23 protein-coding genes are annotated in these 20,489 nt (G+C 32.9%); 1 reads left to right on the top strand and 22 read right to left on the bottom strand.

What is annotated here, in order from left to right:
• Positions 1-47: 47 nt before the first annotated feature.
• The 19 genes from atpB to LQ668_RS05975 form a co-directional block, all read right to left on the bottom strand.
• The gene (atpB, locus tag LQ668_RS06065) at positions 48-770 is read right to left on the bottom strand and encodes a F0F1 ATP synthase subunit A (RefSeq protein ID WP_078358014.1); all 723 of its coding nucleotides are present in this window, start codon (positions 768-770) and stop codon (positions 48-50) included.
• Between the two features lie 30 nt (positions 771-800).
• Positions 801-1,151 carry an ATP synthase subunit I gene (locus LQ668_RS06060; protein WP_078358015.1) on the bottom strand — a complete coding sequence of 117 codons (351 nt, stop codon included), beginning with the start codon at positions 1,149-1,151 and terminating at the stop codon, positions 801-803.
• Positions 1,152-1,313: 162 nt separating this feature from the next.
• Positions 1,314-2,450, bottom strand: coding sequence for a non-hydrolyzing UDP-N-acetylglucosamine 2-epimerase (wecB, locus tag LQ668_RS06055; protein ID WP_239775936.1), 1,137 nt, complete (start codon positions 2,448-2,450; stop codon positions 1,314-1,316).
• A 21-nt stretch (positions 2,451-2,471) separates the two neighbouring features.
• On the bottom strand, positions 2,472-3,101 hold the full coding sequence (upp, locus tag LQ668_RS06050; protein ID WP_078358017.1) for a uracil phosphoribosyltransferase: 630 nt from the start codon (positions 3,099-3,101) through the stop codon (positions 2,472-2,474).
• 22 nt (positions 3,102-3,123) lie between these two features.
• On the bottom strand, positions 3,124-4,365 hold the full coding sequence (locus LQ668_RS06045) for a serine hydroxymethyltransferase (protein ID WP_078358018.1): 1,242 nt from the start codon (positions 4,363-4,365) through the stop codon (positions 3,124-3,126).
• Positions 4,366-4,389: 24 nt separating this feature from the next.
• Positions 4,390-4,911 (bottom strand): TIGR01440 family protein, encoded by a 522-nt coding sequence (locus tag LQ668_RS06040; protein WP_078358054.1) that lies wholly within the window; start codon positions 4,909-4,911, stop codon positions 4,390-4,392.
• On the bottom strand, positions 4,911-5,348 hold the full coding sequence (gene rpiB / locus LQ668_RS06035; protein ID WP_078358019.1) for a ribose 5-phosphate isomerase B: 438 nt from the start codon (positions 5,346-5,348) through the stop codon (positions 4,911-4,913). Before rpiB ends, LQ668_RS06040 begins: the two co-directional genes overlap by 1 nt.
• A gap of 86 nt (positions 5,349-5,434) precedes the next feature.
• Positions 5,435-5,851 carry a low molecular weight protein arginine phosphatase gene (locus LQ668_RS06030; protein ID WP_078358020.1) on the bottom strand — a complete coding sequence of 139 codons (417 nt, stop codon included), beginning with the start codon at positions 5,849-5,851 and terminating at the stop codon, positions 5,435-5,437.
• Positions 5,848-6,894: an L-threonylcarbamoyladenylate synthase gene (locus tag LQ668_RS06025; protein WP_107509025.1), complete on the bottom strand. Its 1,047-nt coding sequence runs from the start codon at positions 6,892-6,894 to the stop codon at positions 5,848-5,850. Before LQ668_RS06025 ends, LQ668_RS06030 begins: the two co-directional genes overlap by 4 nt.
• A 91-nt stretch (positions 6,895-6,985) precedes the next feature.
• The gene (gene prmC / locus LQ668_RS06020; protein ID WP_107509024.1) at positions 6,986-7,840 is read right to left on the bottom strand and encodes a peptide chain release factor N(5)-glutamine methyltransferase; all 855 of its coding nucleotides are present in this window, start codon (positions 7,838-7,840) and stop codon (positions 6,986-6,988) included.
• Positions 7,827-8,903 (bottom strand): peptide chain release factor 1, encoded by a 1,077-nt coding sequence (gene prfA, locus LQ668_RS06015; RefSeq protein WP_078358023.1) that lies wholly within the window; start codon positions 8,901-8,903, stop codon positions 7,827-7,829. The genes prmC and prfA overlap by 14 nt, the downstream gene beginning before the upstream one ends.
• Complete coding sequence (locus tag LQ668_RS06010; protein ID WP_107509023.1) at positions 8,896-9,495, bottom strand: thymidine kinase; 600 nt, start codon at positions 9,493-9,495, stop codon at positions 8,896-8,898. The genes prfA and LQ668_RS06010 overlap by 8 nt, the downstream gene beginning before the upstream one ends.
• Positions 9,496-9,612: 117 nt before the next feature.
• Entirely contained in the window at positions 9,613-9,867 is a 255-nt protein-coding gene (locus LQ668_RS06005) for a type B 50S ribosomal protein L31 (RefSeq protein ID WP_078358025.1), read from the bottom strand.
• A gap of 109 nt (positions 9,868-9,976) precedes the next feature.
• Positions 9,977-11,293 (bottom strand): transcription termination factor Rho, encoded by a 1,317-nt coding sequence (gene rho, locus LQ668_RS06000; RefSeq protein ID WP_078358026.1) that lies wholly within the window; start codon positions 11,291-11,293, stop codon positions 9,977-9,979.
• 266 nt (positions 11,294-11,559) lie between these two features.
• Entirely contained in the window at positions 11,560-12,987 is a 1,428-nt protein-coding gene (locus tag LQ668_RS05995; protein ID WP_078358027.1) for an aldehyde dehydrogenase family protein, read from the bottom strand.
• A gap of 172 nt (positions 12,988-13,159) precedes the next feature.
• Complete coding sequence (locus tag LQ668_RS05990; protein ID WP_078358028.1) at positions 13,160-13,489, bottom strand: winged helix-turn-helix transcriptional regulator; 330 nt, start codon at positions 13,487-13,489, stop codon at positions 13,160-13,162.
• Positions 13,490-13,561: 72 nt separating this feature from the next.
• Positions 13,562-14,818, bottom strand: a complete 1,257-nt coding sequence (locus LQ668_RS05985) for a UDP-N-acetylglucosamine 1-carboxyvinyltransferase (protein ID WP_078358029.1) — start codon at positions 14,816-14,818, stop codon at positions 13,562-13,564.
• 384 nt (positions 14,819-15,202) lie between these two features.
• Entirely contained in the window at positions 15,203-16,060 is an 858-nt protein-coding gene (gene fdaB, locus LQ668_RS05980; RefSeq protein WP_078358030.1) for a class IIb fructose-bisphosphate aldolase FdaB, read from the bottom strand.
• Between the two features lie 85 nt (positions 16,061-16,145).
• The gene (locus tag LQ668_RS05975; protein WP_107509022.1) at positions 16,146-16,499 is read right to left on the bottom strand and encodes a response regulator; all 354 of its coding nucleotides are present in this window, start codon (positions 16,497-16,499) and stop codon (positions 16,146-16,148) included.
• A 60-nt stretch (positions 16,500-16,559) separates the two neighbouring features.
• Here LQ668_RS05975 and LQ668_RS05970 point away from each other — a divergent pair, with 60 nt between their 5' ends.
• A complete protein-coding gene (locus LQ668_RS05970) occupies positions 16,560-17,084 on the top strand; it encodes a DUF2529 family protein (RefSeq protein WP_107509021.1) in 525 nt (174 codons plus the stop codon).
• 57 nt (positions 17,085-17,141) lie between these two features.
• On the opposite strand, the gene LQ668_RS05965 is transcribed toward LQ668_RS05970, so the two are convergent.
• The 3 genes from LQ668_RS05965 to LQ668_RS05955 form a co-directional block, all read right to left on the bottom strand.
• Positions 17,142-18,743: a CTP synthase gene (locus tag LQ668_RS05965; RefSeq protein WP_078358033.1), complete on the bottom strand. Its 1,602-nt coding sequence runs from the start codon at positions 18,741-18,743 to the stop codon at positions 17,142-17,144.
• 144 nt (positions 18,744-18,887) lie between these two features.
• Positions 18,888-19,406, bottom strand: coding sequence for a DNA-directed RNA polymerase subunit delta (gene rpoE / locus LQ668_RS05960; RefSeq protein ID WP_239775935.1), 519 nt, complete (start codon positions 19,404-19,406; stop codon positions 18,888-18,890).
• Between the two features lie 103 nt (positions 19,407-19,509).
• A complete protein-coding gene (locus LQ668_RS05955; RefSeq protein WP_170167669.1) occupies positions 19,510-20,370 on the bottom strand; it encodes a GNAT family N-acetyltransferase in 861 nt (286 codons plus the stop codon).
• Between the last annotated feature and the right edge of the window lie 119 nt (positions 20,371-20,489).

The raw sequence follows: 20,489 nt of genomic DNA, 5'->3' as shown, positions 1-20,489 counted from the left end.
ATTCCTCCTAAGAATTAAAAATATTAATTGTTTTTTTAAATTATATATTAATGATCGTCTGCCACTTTATGGGACATATAAACCATTGATAACATTACGAATATGTACGCTTGAATTGATCCAATGAAAATTGAGAATCCTTGCCATACTATCGCTGGTAAAATTGCACCGAAAAGACCAAGTGCGCCTCCTGCTGCTAATGTTGCTAATAAACCTAGTAATACTTCACCTGCAAATATATTACCGTATAAACGTAGACCAAGCGTTAATGTTGAAGCAAATTCTTCAACAATTTTGAAAGGTACCATAAAAGCAACAGGTTGTACGAACGATTTCAAGTATGCTCCTGTTCCACGCATTTTAACACCATAATAATGTGTCAGTAGAACCATCAATGTCGCTAAAGTTAAAGTAACTGTTGGATCCGCAGTAGGTGATTTCCACCATAATGTATGCCCAACAACAATTGAGAACGGTAACCCTAGCATATTTGATACAAATATGAAGAATATTAACGTAACTGCTAAGAAATGAAATTTTCCTCCGTCTTTCCAAGCCATATTACTTTGGATAATACCTTTAACAAAGTCAAATACCCATTCAATAAAGTTTTGTGCACCACTAGGTCTAACTTTTAGGTTTCTAGTACAAAAAACGGCTATTCCAAAAACGATTACAGCAGAAACTACTAACATTAACATACTCGAAAGATTGAATAATAAATCAAATCCTCCCAAATTGATGGACCACATAGGTGATTCGTGTTCCATATCTTCACCTCTTTTCACAATTTTAATTATTTAATCGAGACTTTTAAGAGACCTAAACATAATTAAGACATATGCAATCATAAGTCCAAATAAAATCCCAATAATATCAACAATTAGTGGATATTTAAGCCAAAAACAGCATGCAACGATTGTCACAAGATATCTGACCCAGTTTCCTGTTGATAATTGTAATGATTCAGCATTTTTTGCTCGATTGAGGTAAACTTCCCATGAAAACAAGTTAACAGCTGATGCTATTGTTCCAATAATGAGTCCTAAAATAAACTCATGTTTCAAGAAGAAATACACTACAACTAGAATAATAATGAAAAAAATAAAATACTGTAAATAAGACTTAAAAAAGCCCTTTATATCAAACATTCAGCTGAAACTCCTTAAATAAGTGGTATATCTTTGAAAACCGTTTCATCACACAATTTTCATGATAATATAGTGGCCCTATAGTGTCAATGCTAAGACAAAAATAGAAAATATTTTTTTGTCATTTATTTGTCACAGAATTGACACAAACCACCACTTTTATTATTTTGTTTTAAATGGTTCTGGTGCTTCTGTCAAAATATCAAAATAACATTTAATATTTTCACAAATTCTCTTAGAAGCTTTTCCATCACCATATGGATTTTGAGCAATGCTCATTCTTTCGTATAATGCTTGATCAGTTAACAATGTTTTCGTTTCTTTATAAACATTGTCTTGCTCTATTCCTACAAGTTTTAATGTACCCGCTTCAACGCCTTCAGGTCTCTCAGTTGTGTCTCTTAAAACAAGTACTGGTTTACCTAATGATGGCGCTTCTTCTTGTACACCACCCGAATCTGTAAGGATTAAGTGTGAGTTTGCAGCAAAGTTATGGAAATCTATAACTTCTAAAGGCTCTATCAATTCTATACGCTCATGATCACTCAAAATTTGATTGGCAATATTTCTAACTTTTGGATTTTTGTGCATTGGATAAACTACTACAACATCTTCATGCTCTTCAACGATTTGTCTAACAGCTTTAAAAATGTTCTCCATAGGTTCACCAATGTTCTCACGTCTATGTGCAGTTAATAATACGATACGTTTACCTTCATGACGATTAATGATATCACTTTCGTAATCATCACTTACAGTAGTAGATAACGCATCAATAGCTGTATTACCTGTAACAACAATAGATTCGTCTTTTTTATTTTCCTGAAGCAAATTATGTTTAGACTGATCAGTTGGTGAGAAGTGTAAATCAGCAAGGACCCCCGTCATTTGTCGATTCATTTCTTCTGGGAATGGAGAGTATTTATTCCAAGTTCTTAACCCTGCTTCTACATGGCCAATTGCAACTTCATTATAAAAAGCTGCTAAACTGCCTGCAAAAGTAGTTGTTGTATCTCCATGTACCAATATCATATCTGGTTTCGCTTCTTGAATAACACTTTCAAGTCCACCTAATACTCTAGATGTTACCTCAGATAGTGTTTGACCTTGTTTCATAATGTTTAAATCATAATCTGGAGTAATGTCGAATGTTTCTAGAACTGAATCTAGCATTTCTCTATGTTGAGCAGTTACAACTACAATTGGTTGTAACTCCGGATCATTTTTTAACTCTAAAACTAAAGGTGCCATTTTGATGGCTTCAGGTCGCGTACCAAATATTGTCATAATTTTCTTCATTGTAATAAAATCCTCCTAATATTATTTAGTGCCAAATAATCGATCACCAGCATCACCTAAACCAGGTGTTATATAAGCATGGTCATCTAATTTTTCATCTAATGCAGCAATGTAAATATCTACGTCATCATGCGCTTCTTGTAATGCTTTAACCCCTTCAGGTGCAGCAATTAAGCCCATAAAACGTATTTTATTTGCTCCACGATTCTTTAATGACTGAATCGCTTCGATTGCTGATGCACCAGTAGCAAGCATAGGATCTACTACAATTATTTCTCTTTCTTCTATATCTTGTGGTAATTTCACAAAATATTCTACAGCTTCTAATGTTTCAGGATCACGGTATAAACCGACATGTCCAACTCTTGCAGCTGGAACAAGCTTCATTATACCGTCAGTCATGCCTAATCCTGCACGTAAAATAGGAATAAGCGCTAATTTCTTACCAGATAACCTTTGAGCTTTCATCTTAGTTACCGGTGTCTCAATTTCGACTTCTTTCGTTTCGAAATCTCTTGTAACTTCATATGCCATAAGCATACCTACTTCGTCGACAAGCTCTCTAAACTCCTTAGTGCCAGTTTTTTGATCACGAATATAACTCAATTTATGCTGAATTAATGGATGATCAAAAACATGTACTTTACCCATAAGTCTAGCCTCCAATAAATATTTATTTGTTGTAAAGTGGGAACTTAGAAGTTAATGATAATACACGTTCATGTGCTTCTTTCAGTGTTTGTTCATCTTCTGGGTTTTTTAGCACTAATGCTATAATGCGACCCACTTCTTCAACTGCTTCTTCATCGAATCCACGTGAAGTAACAGCTGGTGTTCCAAGACGAACGCCACTCGTTACGAAAGGTTTCTCTTGGTCAAAAGGTATTGTATTCTTATTACATGTAATACCTATTTCATCTAATGTATTTTCAGCTAACTTACCTGTTATACCAAGTGAACCTTTAACATCTACACAGATTAAATGATTATCAGTACCTCCAGATACAATTCGTAAACCTTCTTCTTCTAATGTTGCAGCTAATTTTTGAGCATTCTTAATTACTTGTTTTTGGTATTCCTTAAATTCTGGTTCTAATGCTTCTCCAAATGAAACAGCTTTACCTGCGATAACATGCATTAATGGACCACCTTGTATTCCAGGGAAAATTGTTTTATCAATTTCTTTAGCATATTCTTCTTTACAGAAAATCATGCCCCCTCTTGGTCCTCTTAATGTTTTATGCGTAGTAGTAGTAACAAAGTCAGCAAATTCTACAGGATTTTGGTGTAAACCAGCTGCTACTAAACCAGCGATATGTGCCATATCTACCATTAATTTAGCGCCAACTTCATCTGCAATTTCTTTAAATCGTTTAAAATCAATTTGTCTTGGGTAAGCAGATGCACCAGCGACAATTAATTTTGGTTTTGCTTCTTTTGCTACTTTCAAAATTTCATCATAGTCGATTTGTTCATCTTCTTTAGAAACACCATACTCTACAAAGTTATATAACTTCCCACTAAAGTTAACTTTAGATCCATGAGTTAAGTGTCCTCCATGACTTAAGTTCATTCCAAGCACAGTATCACCAGGCTCTAAAGCTACAAAGTACACAGCCATATTCGCTTGTGATCCTGAATGAGGTTGTACATTAACATGGTCTCCACCGAAAAGTGCTTTAGCTCTATCACGCGCTAAATTTTCCACGATATCAACATAGTCACAGCCACCATAATAACGACGACCAGGATAACCTTCTGCATATTTGTTTGTTAACACAGAACCTTGAGCTTCCATTACTGCTTCAGATACAAAATTCTCAGATGCTATTAGTTCAATATTATTATTCTGTCTATCAAACTCTTTTTCCATTGCTTTGAAAAGTTCTTCGTCTTGCTTTTTAATTAATGACATGTACAATCCCTCACTTTTAAGAATTTAATACTTAGCTCTTGCGCCACCAATTAGCTTGGGGCGACTTTTAGCTACTGTAACAATAGCTTCTCCGATATTTTTAGTATCAATAGATATCGGTACTGCGACGTGCTTTAAATGCATACCAATTAATGTCTGACCAATATCAATGCCTTTATCGCATTGAATGTGTTCAACAACAACTGGGTCTTTCATGTGTTGATAAGCATAGGTTGATAAACTTCCTCCAGCGTTCACTTGAGGTATAACAGAAACTTCGGCCATTGAATAAGCATCGAATACTTCACGTTCTATAGTAATAGCACGATTAATATGCTCACAACCTTGAAAAGCAAAACGAACACCTGTCTCTTTATGTATCAATTCAAGACTATCAAACAGTTCTTTAGCTATTTCGATTGATCCATCTGATCCAATTTTAGAACCTCTTACCTCTGAAGTGGAACAACCGATGATGCATAGTTCATTCTTATTAAAGAATCCAATTGAATTAAGCTCATCCAATAATTGTTTTAAATGCTTAATCATGAACAACCGCCTTCAATCTTATCTATACGTCGTTGGTGTCTTCCGCCTTCGAATTCACTTGTTAACCAAGTTTTGACGATGAGAAGTGCCAAACCTTCGCCTATAACACGTTGGCCCATTGCTAATACATTAGAATCATTATGTTGTCTCGTAACTTCTGCGGTAAAAACATCATGCACAAGTGCACAACGAATCCCCTTTACCTTGTTCGAAGCAATAGACATACCAATTCCAGTTCCACAAATCAAAATTCCTTTATCAAATGTTCCATCTGCAACACTTTCTGATACCGGTCTTGCATAATCAGGATAATCTACTGATTCTCCTTCATGTGTACCAAAGTCTTTATATTCAATGTTCATTTCATCAAGTAATCTTTTTATTGCTTCTTTGTATTCAAAGCCACCATGGTCTGCTGCAATAGCTACTTTCATCTTCCCACCTCCCAATTTGTTTATACATTAATATTATAACGTATTTTCTATGTGTGTTATAGCGATTCTGCAAATTATTTGAATTCTTAACTACTCTGTAATAATTCTTTTATGAGAATACTCAGTTCTTCATAAGTATTTTGATAAATATTTTGTGGTCGCCCATAAGGATCAGAAATATCTCCTTTTTCACCTTTTACATACTCTTTCAATGTATGAATATTTCCATGATTAAATTGTGACTCTAAAATCAGTTTATGGGATTCAGTCATAGTTAGTATTAGATCTGCATCTAAATCACTTGCTGAAAACTGTTGGGCTGTTCCAGGAACCGGTAAATTATTATTCATAATTATTTCCATAGATTGTATCGAAATAGGTGTACCCTCAAATGCAGAAATTCCTCTTGACTGAATGTCATAGTTTGGTTTTATGTCTTTAGCAATGGCTTCAGCTAAAGGACTTCTACATGTATTTCCAGTACAAATAAAAACTATTTTCACAATTCATCTTCTCCTTTTATATTATGGCCACTTGCTTTATCTATTCTGTTCATTAATGCAACGGTAGATTCATTTCGAATATATCCACTTATTAATATTTTATCTATATCTATAAGTTGGTCAGCTATTCTTAAAGCATCATATAAATCGTGATGCGCACCTTTAATATCTTTTGCATTTTTTCCTAATGGTATAAAAATCATTTCTTCTGAAATAAGTGATTCTATACTTTTAGGTCCAATAACAGCTATTCTCTCATCTTTATATACTGAACTTTTAATCGGTTTAGTTATACCTCCTTCAACCAATGTAACTGGTTGTGAAGGTGCATAATGTTTATATTTCATTCCAGGTGCTATTGGTTTCTCTATATCCATTTTTTCATTAACGACACTATTAGGTAATACGTCATTAATCATCTCAGTCGTTATTGATCCTGGTCTAGCTATTTTAAAAGGGAAACTTGTACAATCTATTACTGTACTTTCAATACCTTCATCTACATCTTCTGCTTGAATAATCCCAAAAATTCTACCTTCTAAATCATGCTTTACATGTTCAAATTTAGTAGGAGATGGTCTACCACTAACATTTGCACTTGGTGCTGCGATAGGTAAATTAGTCAATTGCAGTATTTCTCTACCAATAATATGACTTGGCATACGTACCGCTACTGAATTTAAACCTCCTGTTACTCGATCACTTAAAAATCCTTTTTTATACGGAACTATAAATGATATCGGCCCTGGCCAAAAAGCATCCATTAATATTTCTGCTTCTTTTGATATATTTTGAGTGAAATCATTTAACTGTGATTTATCATGAATATGAATAATTAGTGGATTATCTGAAGGTCTCCCTTTTGCTATATATATTTTTTTTACTGCTTGTTCATCTTTAGCATTTGCGCCTAAACCATACACAGTTTCAGTAGGTAATGCGATAAGCTCATTTTGTCGATATCCTTCAACGATTTGATTGATTTGTGGATAACTTTGTAAGTTGTGAACATACTTACGCACATCCCAAACGTATGTTTCCAAGGCATTTCTTCCCTTCTTTAAAGCATTTATTATATAAAAATAAAAGTTATACACACAATGTGGATAACTCCAGTCATTTCGTGTATAACTTTTATTGATTTATCCAATTAAATTGTATCATACGATTGTTTTGATTTATATCTTTGATAATTTCTAAGTTTTCTATATTATAATTTTCTTGAATGTAAGTTTTTAATATATCACCTTGCAAATAACCTATTTCAAATATAACAAGTCCACCTTGTGTTATTACTTTATCAAGATTCGATAGAATGTCTTTATATATAGCTAACCCATCATCATGAGCAAACAAAGCTAAATGCGGTTCGTAATCTAATACAGTCTCAGCCATTTGATTTTGCTCGTCATATGAAATATAAGGAGGGTTAGATACTAAAATATCCACTTGAATATTTCTATCAATAAGTGGCTTTAGAGATTCTCCTAATAAAAATTCAACTTCAGTTTCTAAAAGTTTTGCATTTTCTTTTGCTATTGCTATTGCATTAGGACTAATATCAGTTGCTATAACTGACAAATCCGGTCGCTCTTTTTTTAATGAAATAGCTATCGCTCCAGATCCAGTACCAATATCGCACAAGACTAAATGCTTCTTATGAATCTTTTGTAGAGTTTGATATACAAGTTCTTCAGTTTCTGGTCTTGGTATCAACACATCTTTGTTTACTTTAAATTTCCTACCATAGAACTCCGCAAATCCAGCAATATATTGTACAGGTTCTCCTTTATACATACGTTCTCTATAAGACAAATATTCACTCAGTATGTTTTCAGGTACTTTTTCTTGAAAATTTAAAGCTATTTCGGTTCTCGACATCCTAGTAATATCTTCTAATAGCCAATCAGCACGAGAGGTTTCAAACCCTCGTGCTGATAATTCATCATAAGTTTCTTTTAATAACAATTGAAAATTATAATTGTCCATTATTAAGTTCTTCCAATTTCTCTGTTTGTTCATGCATTGTTAATGCATCTATTATTTCGTCAACTTTACCTTCCATTATTTGATCTAATTTTTGTAAAGTTAGACCTATACGATGATCTGTTACTCTATTTTGTGGATAATTATATGTTCTTATTCTTTCAGAGCGGTCCCCTGTACCTACTGCTGATTTTCTCTTTTCAGCATATTTCGCATTTTCTTCTCGAACCATCATATCGTAAACTCTAGCTTTCAATACTTTAAAAGCTTTTTCACGGTTTTTAATTTGTGATTTTTCTGATGATGTAGCAACTATTCCAGTTGGTACATGTGTAATACGTACTGCAGAATCTGTTGTGTTAACGTGCTGTCCACCAGAACCACTTGAACGATAAGTTTCTATTTTCAAATCTTCAGTTCTAATATCTATTTCAACGTCTTCTGCTTCTGGTAATACAGCAACAGTTGCAGTCGATGTATGAATTCTGCCACCTGATTCAGTTTCTGGAACACGTTGTACACGATGCGCACCATTCTCATATTTAAGTTTACTGAATGCACCATTACCTTGAATTGAGAAACTCACTTCTTTGTATCCACCATGATCGCTTATATTTTCTTCGACAACATCAATTTTATATCCATTAGCTTCTGCAAATCTAGAATACATTCTAAATAAATCACCTGCAAAGATTGCTGCTTCATCCCCACCAGCTGCACCGCGAATTTCCATAATTACGTTTTTATCGTCATTAGGGTCTTTAGGAATCAATAATAATTTTAATTCTGATTCTAATTCTGGAACACGTTTAGTTAGACTATTAATTTCTTCTTTCAACATTTCTTGGTCTTCTTTGTCTGAAGTTTCATCTAACATTAATTTAGCATCTTCAATGTCACCATTTACAGATTTATAAGTTCTATATACATCGACAGTTTTTTGTAAATCAGATTGTTCTTTAGAGTATTTTCTCAATTTGTCAGTATCTGATACTACGTCTGGATCGCTTAACAATTCATTTAACTGTTCGTATCTATTTTCAACAATTTCTAATTGATCAAACATTTATATCACTCCTTGTTTCGGTTCTTATTATATGATGATCTCTACATCTCGGTTCATAACTTTCGTCTGCTCCTACTAAAATAATTGGATCATCAATATGAGCTGGTTCACCATTTATTAATCTTTGTGTTCTACTTGATGGTGCACCACATACTGCGCAAACAGCTTGCAATTTTGTAACGATTTCAGCAACTGCCATCATTTCAGGCATAGGTTCAAAAGGTACACCTTTAAAGTCCATGTCTAAACCTGCTACAACTACACGATAGCCCTCTTCTGCTAATTTTTGAGCTACTTCCACAACTTCATTGTCGAAAAATTGAACTTCATCTATTCCAATTATATCAATACCTTGTAAATCACGATGTAAAATTTCACTTGAGTGCTCTATACTTATTGCATCTAGTTGGTTGCCATTGTGAGATACTACAGCTTCTTCACTATAGCGATTATCGATAGATGGCTTAAATACTATTACATTTTGTTTAGCATATAAACCTCTTCTCAGACGTCTTATAAGCTCTTCTGACTTACCACTAAACATGCTTCCGCAAATACATTCTATCCATCCGGAATGGTAATTTTCGTACATATTACTTATCCACCTTTTTCAACATAATCGCTTAATTATATCATATTATTTTTACATATTTATTAATAATTACAAAAAAAGCATCCTTTAAAAAAGGATGCTTGATTCGCTTCATAATTAGTTGTTTGATTTGAAACCAAATTTTTTGTTGAAGCGTTCCACACGACCATCCGCAGATGCGAATTTTTGACGTCCTGTATAGAATGGATGTGAATCTGAAGAGATATCTAAACGGATAACTGGGTATTCGTTACCATCTTCCCATTCCATAGTTTCGTTAGAACTACGTGTTGAACCACTTAAGAATTTGAAGTCTGTAGTTGTATCTAAAAAGATAACTTTATTATACTCTGGATGAATTCCTTGTTTCATTTTTTTCAGCTCCTTTGCCCTGAACCATCTGGAACAGAGTTTATTTGTGACTAATTCACTCAATACTTACATATTATATATGTTGAAGAATTAAATTGCAACCTTAAATTTATATAATCGGTTTACCTGTCTTGGCACTTTCAACCATTGATTTTCTTAAAACTTCAAAGAATTCAGCATTAGACTTAGTACGTTTTAATTTTCTTATAAATCTTTCAGAAAAATCATTCTGATCCGTAAATAAATTACGTAATTGCCATATCATTTCAAGTTCATTAGTTTCTAACAACAATTCTTCTTTACGAGTAGAACTTCTTCTAATGTCAATAGCAGGAAACACTCTTTTTTCTGATAGTTTACGGTCTAAATGAAGTTCCATGTTACCTGTACCTTTAAATTCCTCATAAATCATATCATCCATACGTGATCCTGTTTCAACTAAAGCTGTAGCTAGAATTGTTAAACTACCTCCAGCTTCGATATTTCTTGCCGCTCCAAAGAAATGTTTTGGTCTATGAAGTGAAGCCGGATCTAAACCACCAGATAGTGTTCTACCACTTGGCGGTACGACTAAATTATAAGCTCTAGCAAGTCTTGTGAGTGAATCCATTAAAATAATAACATCTTCACCAATCTCAACTAAACGTTTAGCTCTTTCCAATAACAATTCTGCAACTTTTACATGGTGTTCAGGTGGCTCATCAAAAGTAGAGTTAACAACTTCTGCTTGTTCAACTGAACGTTCTATATCTGTTACTTCCTCTGGGCGTTCTCCAATTAATAATATAAATAATTTTGCTTTAGGTTGGTTAATTGCAATTGCATTTGCAATTTCTTTAAGCAATGAAGTTTTACCAGCTTTTGGAGGTGCAACAATCATGCCACGTTGACCAAGACCTATTGGAGTAATTAAGTCCATAATTCTTGTTGAGTGCTTTTTATCTGTTGTTTCTAATCGGATACGTTCTTGTGGGTATAGAGGAGTTAACGCTTGAAAGTGCGGTCTTTTCTTTACTTCTTCTGCATTTTGATCATTTACAAAATCAACTTGCAGTAATCCATAATATTTTTCATTTTCTTTAGGCTTTCTAACTTTACCCGTTACTTTGTCACCTTTTTTAATTTCGAAACGTCTAATTTGACTAGCAGATATATAAATATCTTTCTCGCCTTTGGAATAATTTACAGTTCGAAGAAAACCATAACCATCTGGTTGAATATCATCTAGGATACCTTCCATATAGTAATTACCGTCTTTCTCCATTTGAGCTTCCATAATAGCTAAGACAAGTTCTTTTTTATTTAATTTACTATAATTTGTTATTCTAAATTCTTTTGCCTTAGTTGTTAATTCTTTAGTTGTATAATTCTTGTATAATTCGTGAAACGATTCATACTGTGGACTTGTTCTAACTCTTTCAGCCATTTTTATGACACCCATTTCTTAAAATCTAATTCTTTTATTGTAATACCAGATTTATAATCTGCCTTTAAACTATAGCATTTTTTTAGGATGATGACAAAATAAGTTATAGATATAAATAAGAAAAATAGCTGCCTTTGTGAACACTTCTTGCACGTTTCTTTTATATAATATGACTTATAAGCACACTTTCAATCCAGTCATCTATTGTCATTATAATGATTAGAGGCTGAGACAATTAATTGTCTCAGCCTCTTCCAATTTAAACTTTATTTATAATAACCAGGGATTGCTTTTACTTCTAGGAATTCTTCAATTCCGTAGTCTCCCCATTCTCTACCAATTCCTGATTGTTTGTAACCACCGAATGGTAAGTTTGGTTGTCTGCCTGCATCATTAATTTCAACAGTACCTGCTTCTAATAATTTAGAAACTTCTCTTACTTTATCTTTATCGTTTCCGTATACGTATGCTGCTAAACCATAAATTGTATCGTTTGCAATTTCAATTGCTTCATCAAGGTCTTTATAAGTAATGATTGTACCTACTGGACCAAATATTTCTTCTTGAGCAATTGTCATATCATTTGTAACGTCTGTAAATAATGTTGGTTTAACAAAATACCCTTTTTCTAGTCCTTCAGGTTTACCTACACCACCGTGAAGTAATGTTGCACCTTCATCGATACCTTTTTGGATATAGCTTTGTACAGTATCAAATTGTTTTTTAGATACTACAGGACCTGTATCTTGACCTTCTTCTCTTGGGTTACCAACTTTAACATTTTCAATTGCTTTTTTAGCTGCAGCAATAAATTCATCTTTAATGCTTTCTGGAACTAATGTACGAGTTGCTGCTGTACATACTTGACCTGTATTTTGTACGAATTTAGCAACTGCGCCTTTAGCAGCTTTTTCAATATCCACATCATCTAAAACTACTAATGGAGATTTACCACCTAGTTCTAATGATACTTTTTTGAAGTCTTTAGCTGAGTTTTCCATAATTTTTCTACCTGTTGGTCCTGAACCTGTAAATGACATCATACGAACATCAGGATGACTACTTAATGGATCACCGACACTTTGTCCATCACCATTCACTAAGTTAAATACACCTTTTGGCACGCCAGCTTTTTCAAATATTTCAGCTAAAATAATTGCCGCAAATGGTGTTTCTTCGGATGGTTTCAATACTACTGGTGAACCTGCAGCAAAAGCACCTGCTAATTTCAATGAAGTTTGATTAGTTGGGAAATTCCAAGGTGTAACTAAACCTGCAACACCAATTGCTTCTTTGACTACAAGATCATCTCCACGACGTTCTTCAAATTGTATTGAATCGATTGCTTTACTTGCTTCTCTAAAGTGATTCAATCCCATTTGATAATGAACTGATTCAGATTTCTCAATTGGTGAACCTAATTCATCTGTCATAACATCTATTAAATCTTCTTTTCTATTTTCATATTCGTCTGCGATTCTTTCTAATAAAGCTTTTCTTTCTTCTAAAGAAGTATTTCTAAATTTTACATAGACTTTTTTAGCAGCTGCAACTGCATCATCAACATCTTGTTTGTTTCCTGCTGCTATTTGACCCATTACTTCTTCAGTAGCTGGGTTAATTACATCAAGAGTTTTTCCACTGTGGCTACTTACCCATTCGCCATTTATAAATTGTTTGATATCTTGTCTCATCAATTATCTACTCCTTTATATTTGTTACAGCTATTATTATAGTACGAAACATACATATAATTAAAATGATGTGTTTATAGATTGTAAAGTTTGTACTAAAAATAAAAATAAAAATAAGAGCCCCACCAGCTAAAAGTAATCTATACTTTGCTGATGGGACTCTTATTTTCCCTTACGAATGGTTTTCTTCTAACTCAACATTTCGCTGCGCCCACTCTTCTAATGGTACAAGAGCTTGAGCTAGCTCATAACCTTTATTAGTTATTTGATATTCAACAGATAGAGGCGTTGTTGTAACAACTTTCTTTTCAACTAATCCCCAGTCACTTAACTCGGTTAATTTAAGAGATAACGCTCTTGGTGTAATACGTTTAAGATCTCTTTTCATATCAGAAAAATGAGCAGAGCGTTCATCACAACGTGATAAATAATTGAGTATCAAACCATTCCAACTGCGTCCTATAACTTTAAATGTTTCTTCTAAATAAGGACATACTTCCATGTTACTCACCTCTTTAACTTCTATATTACAATTATACTACACTTTATATACAAAGTATACATTTTATACTCGTTATACTGTTTCTGTCCAAATATCAGCGCCTAATGCTTTTAGTTTATCCACTATTCCACTATAACCTCTGTGAATATGATTAACATTATAAACAGTTGTGACGCCATCAGATATCAAACCGGCAATTAAAAGTGAAGCGCCAGCTCGTAAATCACTTGCAGCTACACTTGCTCCAGTTAATTTTGATGGATAATAAATAGCTGTTCCATTTTCTAAACTAACTTTAGCACCCATTCTAATAAGTTCATCGACATGTTTAAATCTAGCTGGATAAATTGTTTCTGTTATTTTACTTTGACCATTAGCTTTTAATAATAACGGAGTGAAAGGTTGTTGTAAGTCAGTAGCAAATCCAGGATAAACAGAAGTTTGAATATCTACCGGCTTATACTCGTCTTTCCCTTTAATTAAAATAGAGTCTTCACCAAGTTCTATTTCAGTACCCATTTCTTTTAATTTAGCAATCAATGGTTCTAAATGTAATGGAATTATATTCTCTATATATACTTCTTCACCCATAGCAGCTGCCGCACACATATACGTTCCAGCTTCAATTCTATCAGGTATTATTGCATGCTTTGTGCCGTGTAATGATTCTACACCTTCAATTTTCAATGTATCTGTACCAGCACCTCTAATTTTTGCACCCATATTATTTAATAGAGTAGCAACATCAACAATTTCAGGTTCTTTTGCAGCGTTTTCAATTACTGTTTTCCCTTTAGCTAATGAAGCAGCTAACATAATATTAATCGTTGCACCAACACTTACAACATCCATAAATATTTTTGCACCAACTAATTCTTCAGCAATTAAATACATAGCACCTTGCTCATTAGTCACTTTTGCACCTAATGCTTCAAAACCTTTTATATGTTGATCAATTGGTCTAGGTCCTAATGGGCAACCACCAGGTAATCCAATAACACATTTTTTAAATCGTCCAAGCATAGCGCCCATCATATAATATGATGCTCTTAATGACTGAACTTTATTATTTGGTAATGGTAAATTAACTGCGTCACTAGAGTCTACTACAAGTTGGTCACCATCTAAATCTGTCTTTATATTTAAATCGCCTAATAAGCTCATTAACGTTTTTACATCTGAAATATCTGGTAGACCATCTAAAGTTACAACATCATTTGCCATCAAACTAGCAGGTATTAATGCTACTGCACTATTTTTAGCCCCGCTTATTTGTACTTTGCCGTTTAACTTGTTTCCACCTTTTATTTTTATAACTTCTTGAGACATATGTTTACTCCTTTACTTCATCGTCTTAGAGAATGCATACTCTCTCAACATGAATAGATAATTATTTCCATTATATACTATTCAATAACATAAACGCAAAAACATAAAAAGTAAATACTAATAACTTAATTTATTTAAAAACTGGATTAATAAATTAAAATTTTATGTCTATTCTAATAAGCATTTTTGTGAAAACATGTGCATTAAAAATGAGATAAGTCGTAGATTAAGTCGATAGTTAAGCGAAGAGTTTGTCTAAGTCGTAGATTAAGTCGGGAGTTAATCTATGACAACCTCAAAATCACACTAAAACAATGAAAGGCTGGGACAAATTAATTTGTCCCAGCCTCATATTTTATTCTTAGTATTAAGAATTTAATTTAATTATGCTTGGTTAGAAGTACCAAATTCTTGGATTTTACCTTTAACTGTAGCTTTAATTGCTTCACGAGCAGGTCCTAAATATTTACGTGGATCGTAAACTTCACTGTCGTTATTTAACACTTCACGAACTGCTTTTACAGATGCAATTTGGTTTTCAGTGTTAACGTTGATTTTAGCTGTACCGAATGGAATAGCTTTTTTGATATCGTGAGTTGGGATACCAGTACCACCGTGTAATACTAATGGTAATCCAGTAGAAGCTCCGATTTCTTCCATTTCTTTAAATCCTAATTTTGGTTCACCTTTGTAAGGTCCGTGTACTGAACCTAATGCAGGTGCTAAAGTATCAATACCAGTTCTTTCAACAAGTTCTTGACATTCTTTAGGATCAGCATAGATTACGCCTTCTGCAACAACGTCATCTTCTTGTCCACCAACAGTTCCTAATTCTGCTTCCACAGAAACACCGTTAGCATGAGCGTATTCAACTACTTTAGAAGTAATTTCAATGTTTTCTTCGAATGAGTGATGAGAAGCATCAATCATTACTGAAGTAAATCCAGCATCAATCGCTTCTTTACATTTTTCGAAACTTGAACCGTGGTCAAGGTGAATTGCAACTGGAATTGTAATGTTGTAATCTTCCATTAAACCTTCAACGATTTTAACAACAGTTTTGAAACCACCGATGTAACGTCCAGCTCCTTCAGATACACCAAGAATAACTGGTGCATTTTCTTCTTGTGAAGCTTGAAGAATCGCTTGTGTGAATTCTAAGTTATTGATGTTGTATTGTCCAACAGCATAACCGTTTTCTTTCGCTTTAATTAACATTTCTTTCATTGAAACTAAAGGCATTGAGTTTCCTCCTATTGTGCAACGCACGTATTATTTACAAGATAATTATATCAAACTTTATTAACATATGCACCTTTTGAAAGCCCTATCCTAAATGTTTTCTTACAATTTTCATAACTTCTTGAATTGTAAACGGCTTCATTAGCACTCCAGTAATATTTCCTTTATTTAAGATTTCTATCTCTGTTGATGATTGAAATGCTGAAATAATATAAACAGGTATTATTTTGTTCGTTTTTCTAATTTCTGTAAAAACTTCTTCACCAGAAATTCCAGGCATTCTTTTATCTATAAAGATAAGTTTATAAGAATTTTTATTAAATAATTCAATACCATCGCGACCATTTTTAGCAGTATCTACTTTAAAATGATTTAATTCCAATATTTCCTTTAATAATTGTCTAATATTCTTTTCATCATCTATAATAAGTACATCCATTGAAGATACCTCGCTTTTTCTATAAAATAAATTTAATTACGTTTATAAGGAGAATACACATTGCTTAAAATCTTTAATACCCAACTAAATGGTATATTCACTAAAATAGATGCTCAATTAGAAGAAATTGAAATTGCATCACAGTTACTCATGCAAGCGGCAAACGGCGAAGGTAAGATATTTATTAAAACTTTTGATGAAATCAACTATTTCAGTGAATTCATGACAAAAAGTACTGAAAGCCTACCGCATTCAATAACATTAGATTCATTAGAAGAAATCAATACGATTGATACAACAGATCGCGTCTTATTGGTTGGTTCATTTTTCACACCCGAACTGAATCAATGGATTAAAAAATTAAATGATGAAGATATCGATTTCGTAGTTATTTCAAATAAAGATAAAGAGCATAACACACATGAATCACTAATGCATTATATAGATTTATCTACACCTAGAGCGATTGTCCCAACTGCAGATTACAGCAAAATCATTACACCACATCTTATGGCTTTAAATTATATATATTATATCATGTATGCTGAAATGTATGAGATGAAGCAAGATTTAAATGAAGAATAATTTTCATCCATTATAAAAGCTCATCACGTAAAATGACGTGATGAGCTTTGTTATTATTTATTTATTTTTGATACTCGCTTCTACAAATCCTCTAAATAATTTTTGTGGACGTGTAGGTCTTGATAGAAATTCTGGATGGAATTGACAAGCTACAAACCATGGATGATTTTCTAGTTCTACTATTTCAACTAAACGACCATCTGGACTTGTTCCTGAGAATCTCATGCCTTCTGATTCTAATCTTTCTCGATATTCATTATTAAATTCATAACGGTGACGGTGTCTTTCATCTACTTCTACTTCACCGTAAACGTCATGTGCAATTGTACCTTCTTCAATTTTACATGGGTATACGCCTAATCTTAAAGTACCACCTAAGTCTTCAATATCTTTTTGTTCTGGTAATAAGTCAATAATTGGATAAGGTGTGTTTGGATTTAATTCTGCTGAATGAGCATCATGTAATCCAACTACATTTCTAGCAAATTCAACTGTTGCTAATTGCATACCTAAACAAATACCTAAATAAGGAATATTATTTTCACGGGCATATTGTATAGCTAAAATTTTACCTTCAACACCTCTATCACCAAAACCACCAGGTACTAAAATACCATTAACATCTGATAATTCTTGTTGATAGTTCTTGTCATTTAAGTGTTCAGAATTTATCCATTTTATTTCTATATCTGATTTAAAGTCATAACCAGCATGTTTCAATGCTTCTACTACTGATAGATAAGCATCTTGTAAGCTCACATATTTACCTACTAAACCAATTTTCACTGTTCCTTCTAAATTACGAACAGTATCTAATAGTTGGTTCCATTCAGTTAATTCCGCTTCTGCTGCAGCATCTAAAGATAATCTTTCAATAACAATATCATCCATATGCTGTTCTTGTAGTGCTAATGGTATTTGATACAATGTATCTGCATCACGACACTCGATAACAGCACGTTTGTTGATGTCACAGAATAATGCAATTTTATCTCTTAAGTCTTGCGTCATTTCATATTCTGTACGTACAACAATTAAATCAGGTTGAATACCTAAACCTCTTAACTCTTTAACACTATGTTGAGTTGGTTTAGTCTTCATCTCACCTGCTGCTTTAATATAAGGAAGAAGCGTACAATGGATGTACATAACATTTTCACGACCAAGATCACTCTTGATTTGTCTGATTGCTTCAATAAATGGAAGTGATTCAATATCACCAGTAGTACCACCAATTTCAGTAATAACTACATCAGCGTTAGTGCTTTCACCCGCCATCAATAATCTTGATTTAATTTCATTTGTAATATGTGGAATAACTTGAACTGTTCCACCTAAGAAATCTCCACGTCTTTCTTTCTTTAAAACGTGTGAATAAACTTTACCTGCTGTTACGTTAGAATATTTATTTAAATTTATATCAATAAATCTTTCATAATGACCTAAATCTAAATCTGTTTCAGCACCATCTTCAGTTACGAATACTTCGCCATGTTGATATGGACTCATAGTACCTGGATCTACATTCAAGTATGGGTCGAATTTTTGAATTGTTACATTTAATCCTCTATTTTTAAGTAATCTTCCTAGTGATGCTGCAGTGATACCTTTACCAAGAGACGAAACTACGCCACCTGTTACGAAAATGAACTTTGTCATGATTGTACCTCCATTTGATAATTAAAAAATAAAAAACGCTCCCACTTACATTATTTAAAATGTAAGGAGGGAGCGTTATATTTATACGTTGTCCTATTTAAAGGAGCCCAAATAAAATATTACCATCTTTTAAAGAAAAGTCAATTAAAATTCTTTTTCTTCCTCTTCTTCATCGTCTTCTTCATCTTCATCGACAACAAGACCTGCTTCGTCTAATTCATCCTCAACCTCTTCATCTTCTGGGTCTTCAGGATCATTTAGTCCTTCTTCATCATCTTGTACGATCGTAATGTCAAGGTCCTTCGTTTTGTCTTCTTCGCCTAATAATGAAATTTCTGAATCTGCTTCATCTTCTTCATCAAGTACGTTGAATTTTTGGATAGTAGGTGCGATTTTTTCTTCAATATCATCTACTGAATACCAATCACGTAAACCCCAAATATTCTCTCCAACACTTAAAAATCGTCCATCAGTATTTAAATCAGTATAAAATTGTAAAATACGATTTTCAATTTGTGAATCTTTATAATTACCTAATCTTTTGAATTCGTCTACCATGTCATATAGGTTTGTTTCTTTGCCGTTCTCTGTTAATAAAATATAAGCCATTTCGATAAATGAATGCTCATCTACCATCTCTTTAGTGAAATCTTTTAATTTCATCTTTACTCTTCCTTTCAACAATCGAACTATTGTCGCACATTAATATTTATAATCATAACAGTTTACGATTATAATTGACAAGCTGATTTTTAGCAAATGTTTGTTAATACTTAATATATTTCATAAGTTTGATATAGTCTTCTGATTTTTGTATTTCTACAAATCTTGCTTTCTCACATAAAGGCTTTAATTTGTTGTTTGAACCAAATAAAGTAATATGTATTTCTTTCTTATCTGCAAATCTTCTACGTACGAATGTGCTCAACTGTCTTAAAGCACTTTCTGCTATACCTTCTTTTCTTTCATTTTCTTCTACTTCTATACTTCGAATATCAAAGCTTTGTCCTTTATCTTCCAATACAATAATGCCCACTTTTTGTTTATCTTTCATTAAGTGAATATCTACAAACTCGTTATCTAAATTATCTTCATTTAATACTAGCTTTAATGATGATACATATTTAGAATCTAAATCTAAATAATATAAACGCTCTTTACCTAGAGGACCTTCTTCTTTAGTTGCGGTATGCATAAAGCCTGCTCTTTCATATAAATTCCATGCAGCCTCATTTTCAGCATCTACTACTAAATATAAATGATCAAAATCAGGGAACACAAATTGTACATATTCCGGTAAATTCATCATAATCGTTGTTCCATATCCATTGCCTTGATACTTTTCATTAATTGATAAAGAACGAATATATACTACATTATCTGGTGTATCATAACCTTCATGTTGATAATATTTATGAAGGACAAAGAAACCAATAATTTCATTTTTCTCATTCACAACGATATTTGGCCTTCTATCAGGATCATTAATAGCACCATCTAACACTTCTTTTGGCAAAGAAGAATAGATTTGTTGACGCTCATTTAAACGAAAATCATATAGTGCCGTTCTCATACTTTCTTCAAAAGGTTTAATTTCAATATCACCGAATTGTTTTGCTTTCATTATTTAAATCCCCCCGTGTATTTATACATATCATACCGAACTTTATGTTCAATGCGCAATTAAGAACCTTATTATCTATTTATAAATTCTATGTTAATATCAATTTTATAAGGGTACTAAAA

Origin of the sequence: Mammaliicoccus sp. K-M42 (genome assembly GCF_022386375.1) — a bacterium.
Lineage (GTDB): Bacteria > Bacillota > Bacilli > Staphylococcales > Staphylococcaceae > Mammaliicoccus > Mammaliicoccus fleurettii.
The sequence above is the reverse complement of the archived record's forward strand: the minus strand, read 5'-3'. Positions and strand labels throughout refer to the sequence as shown.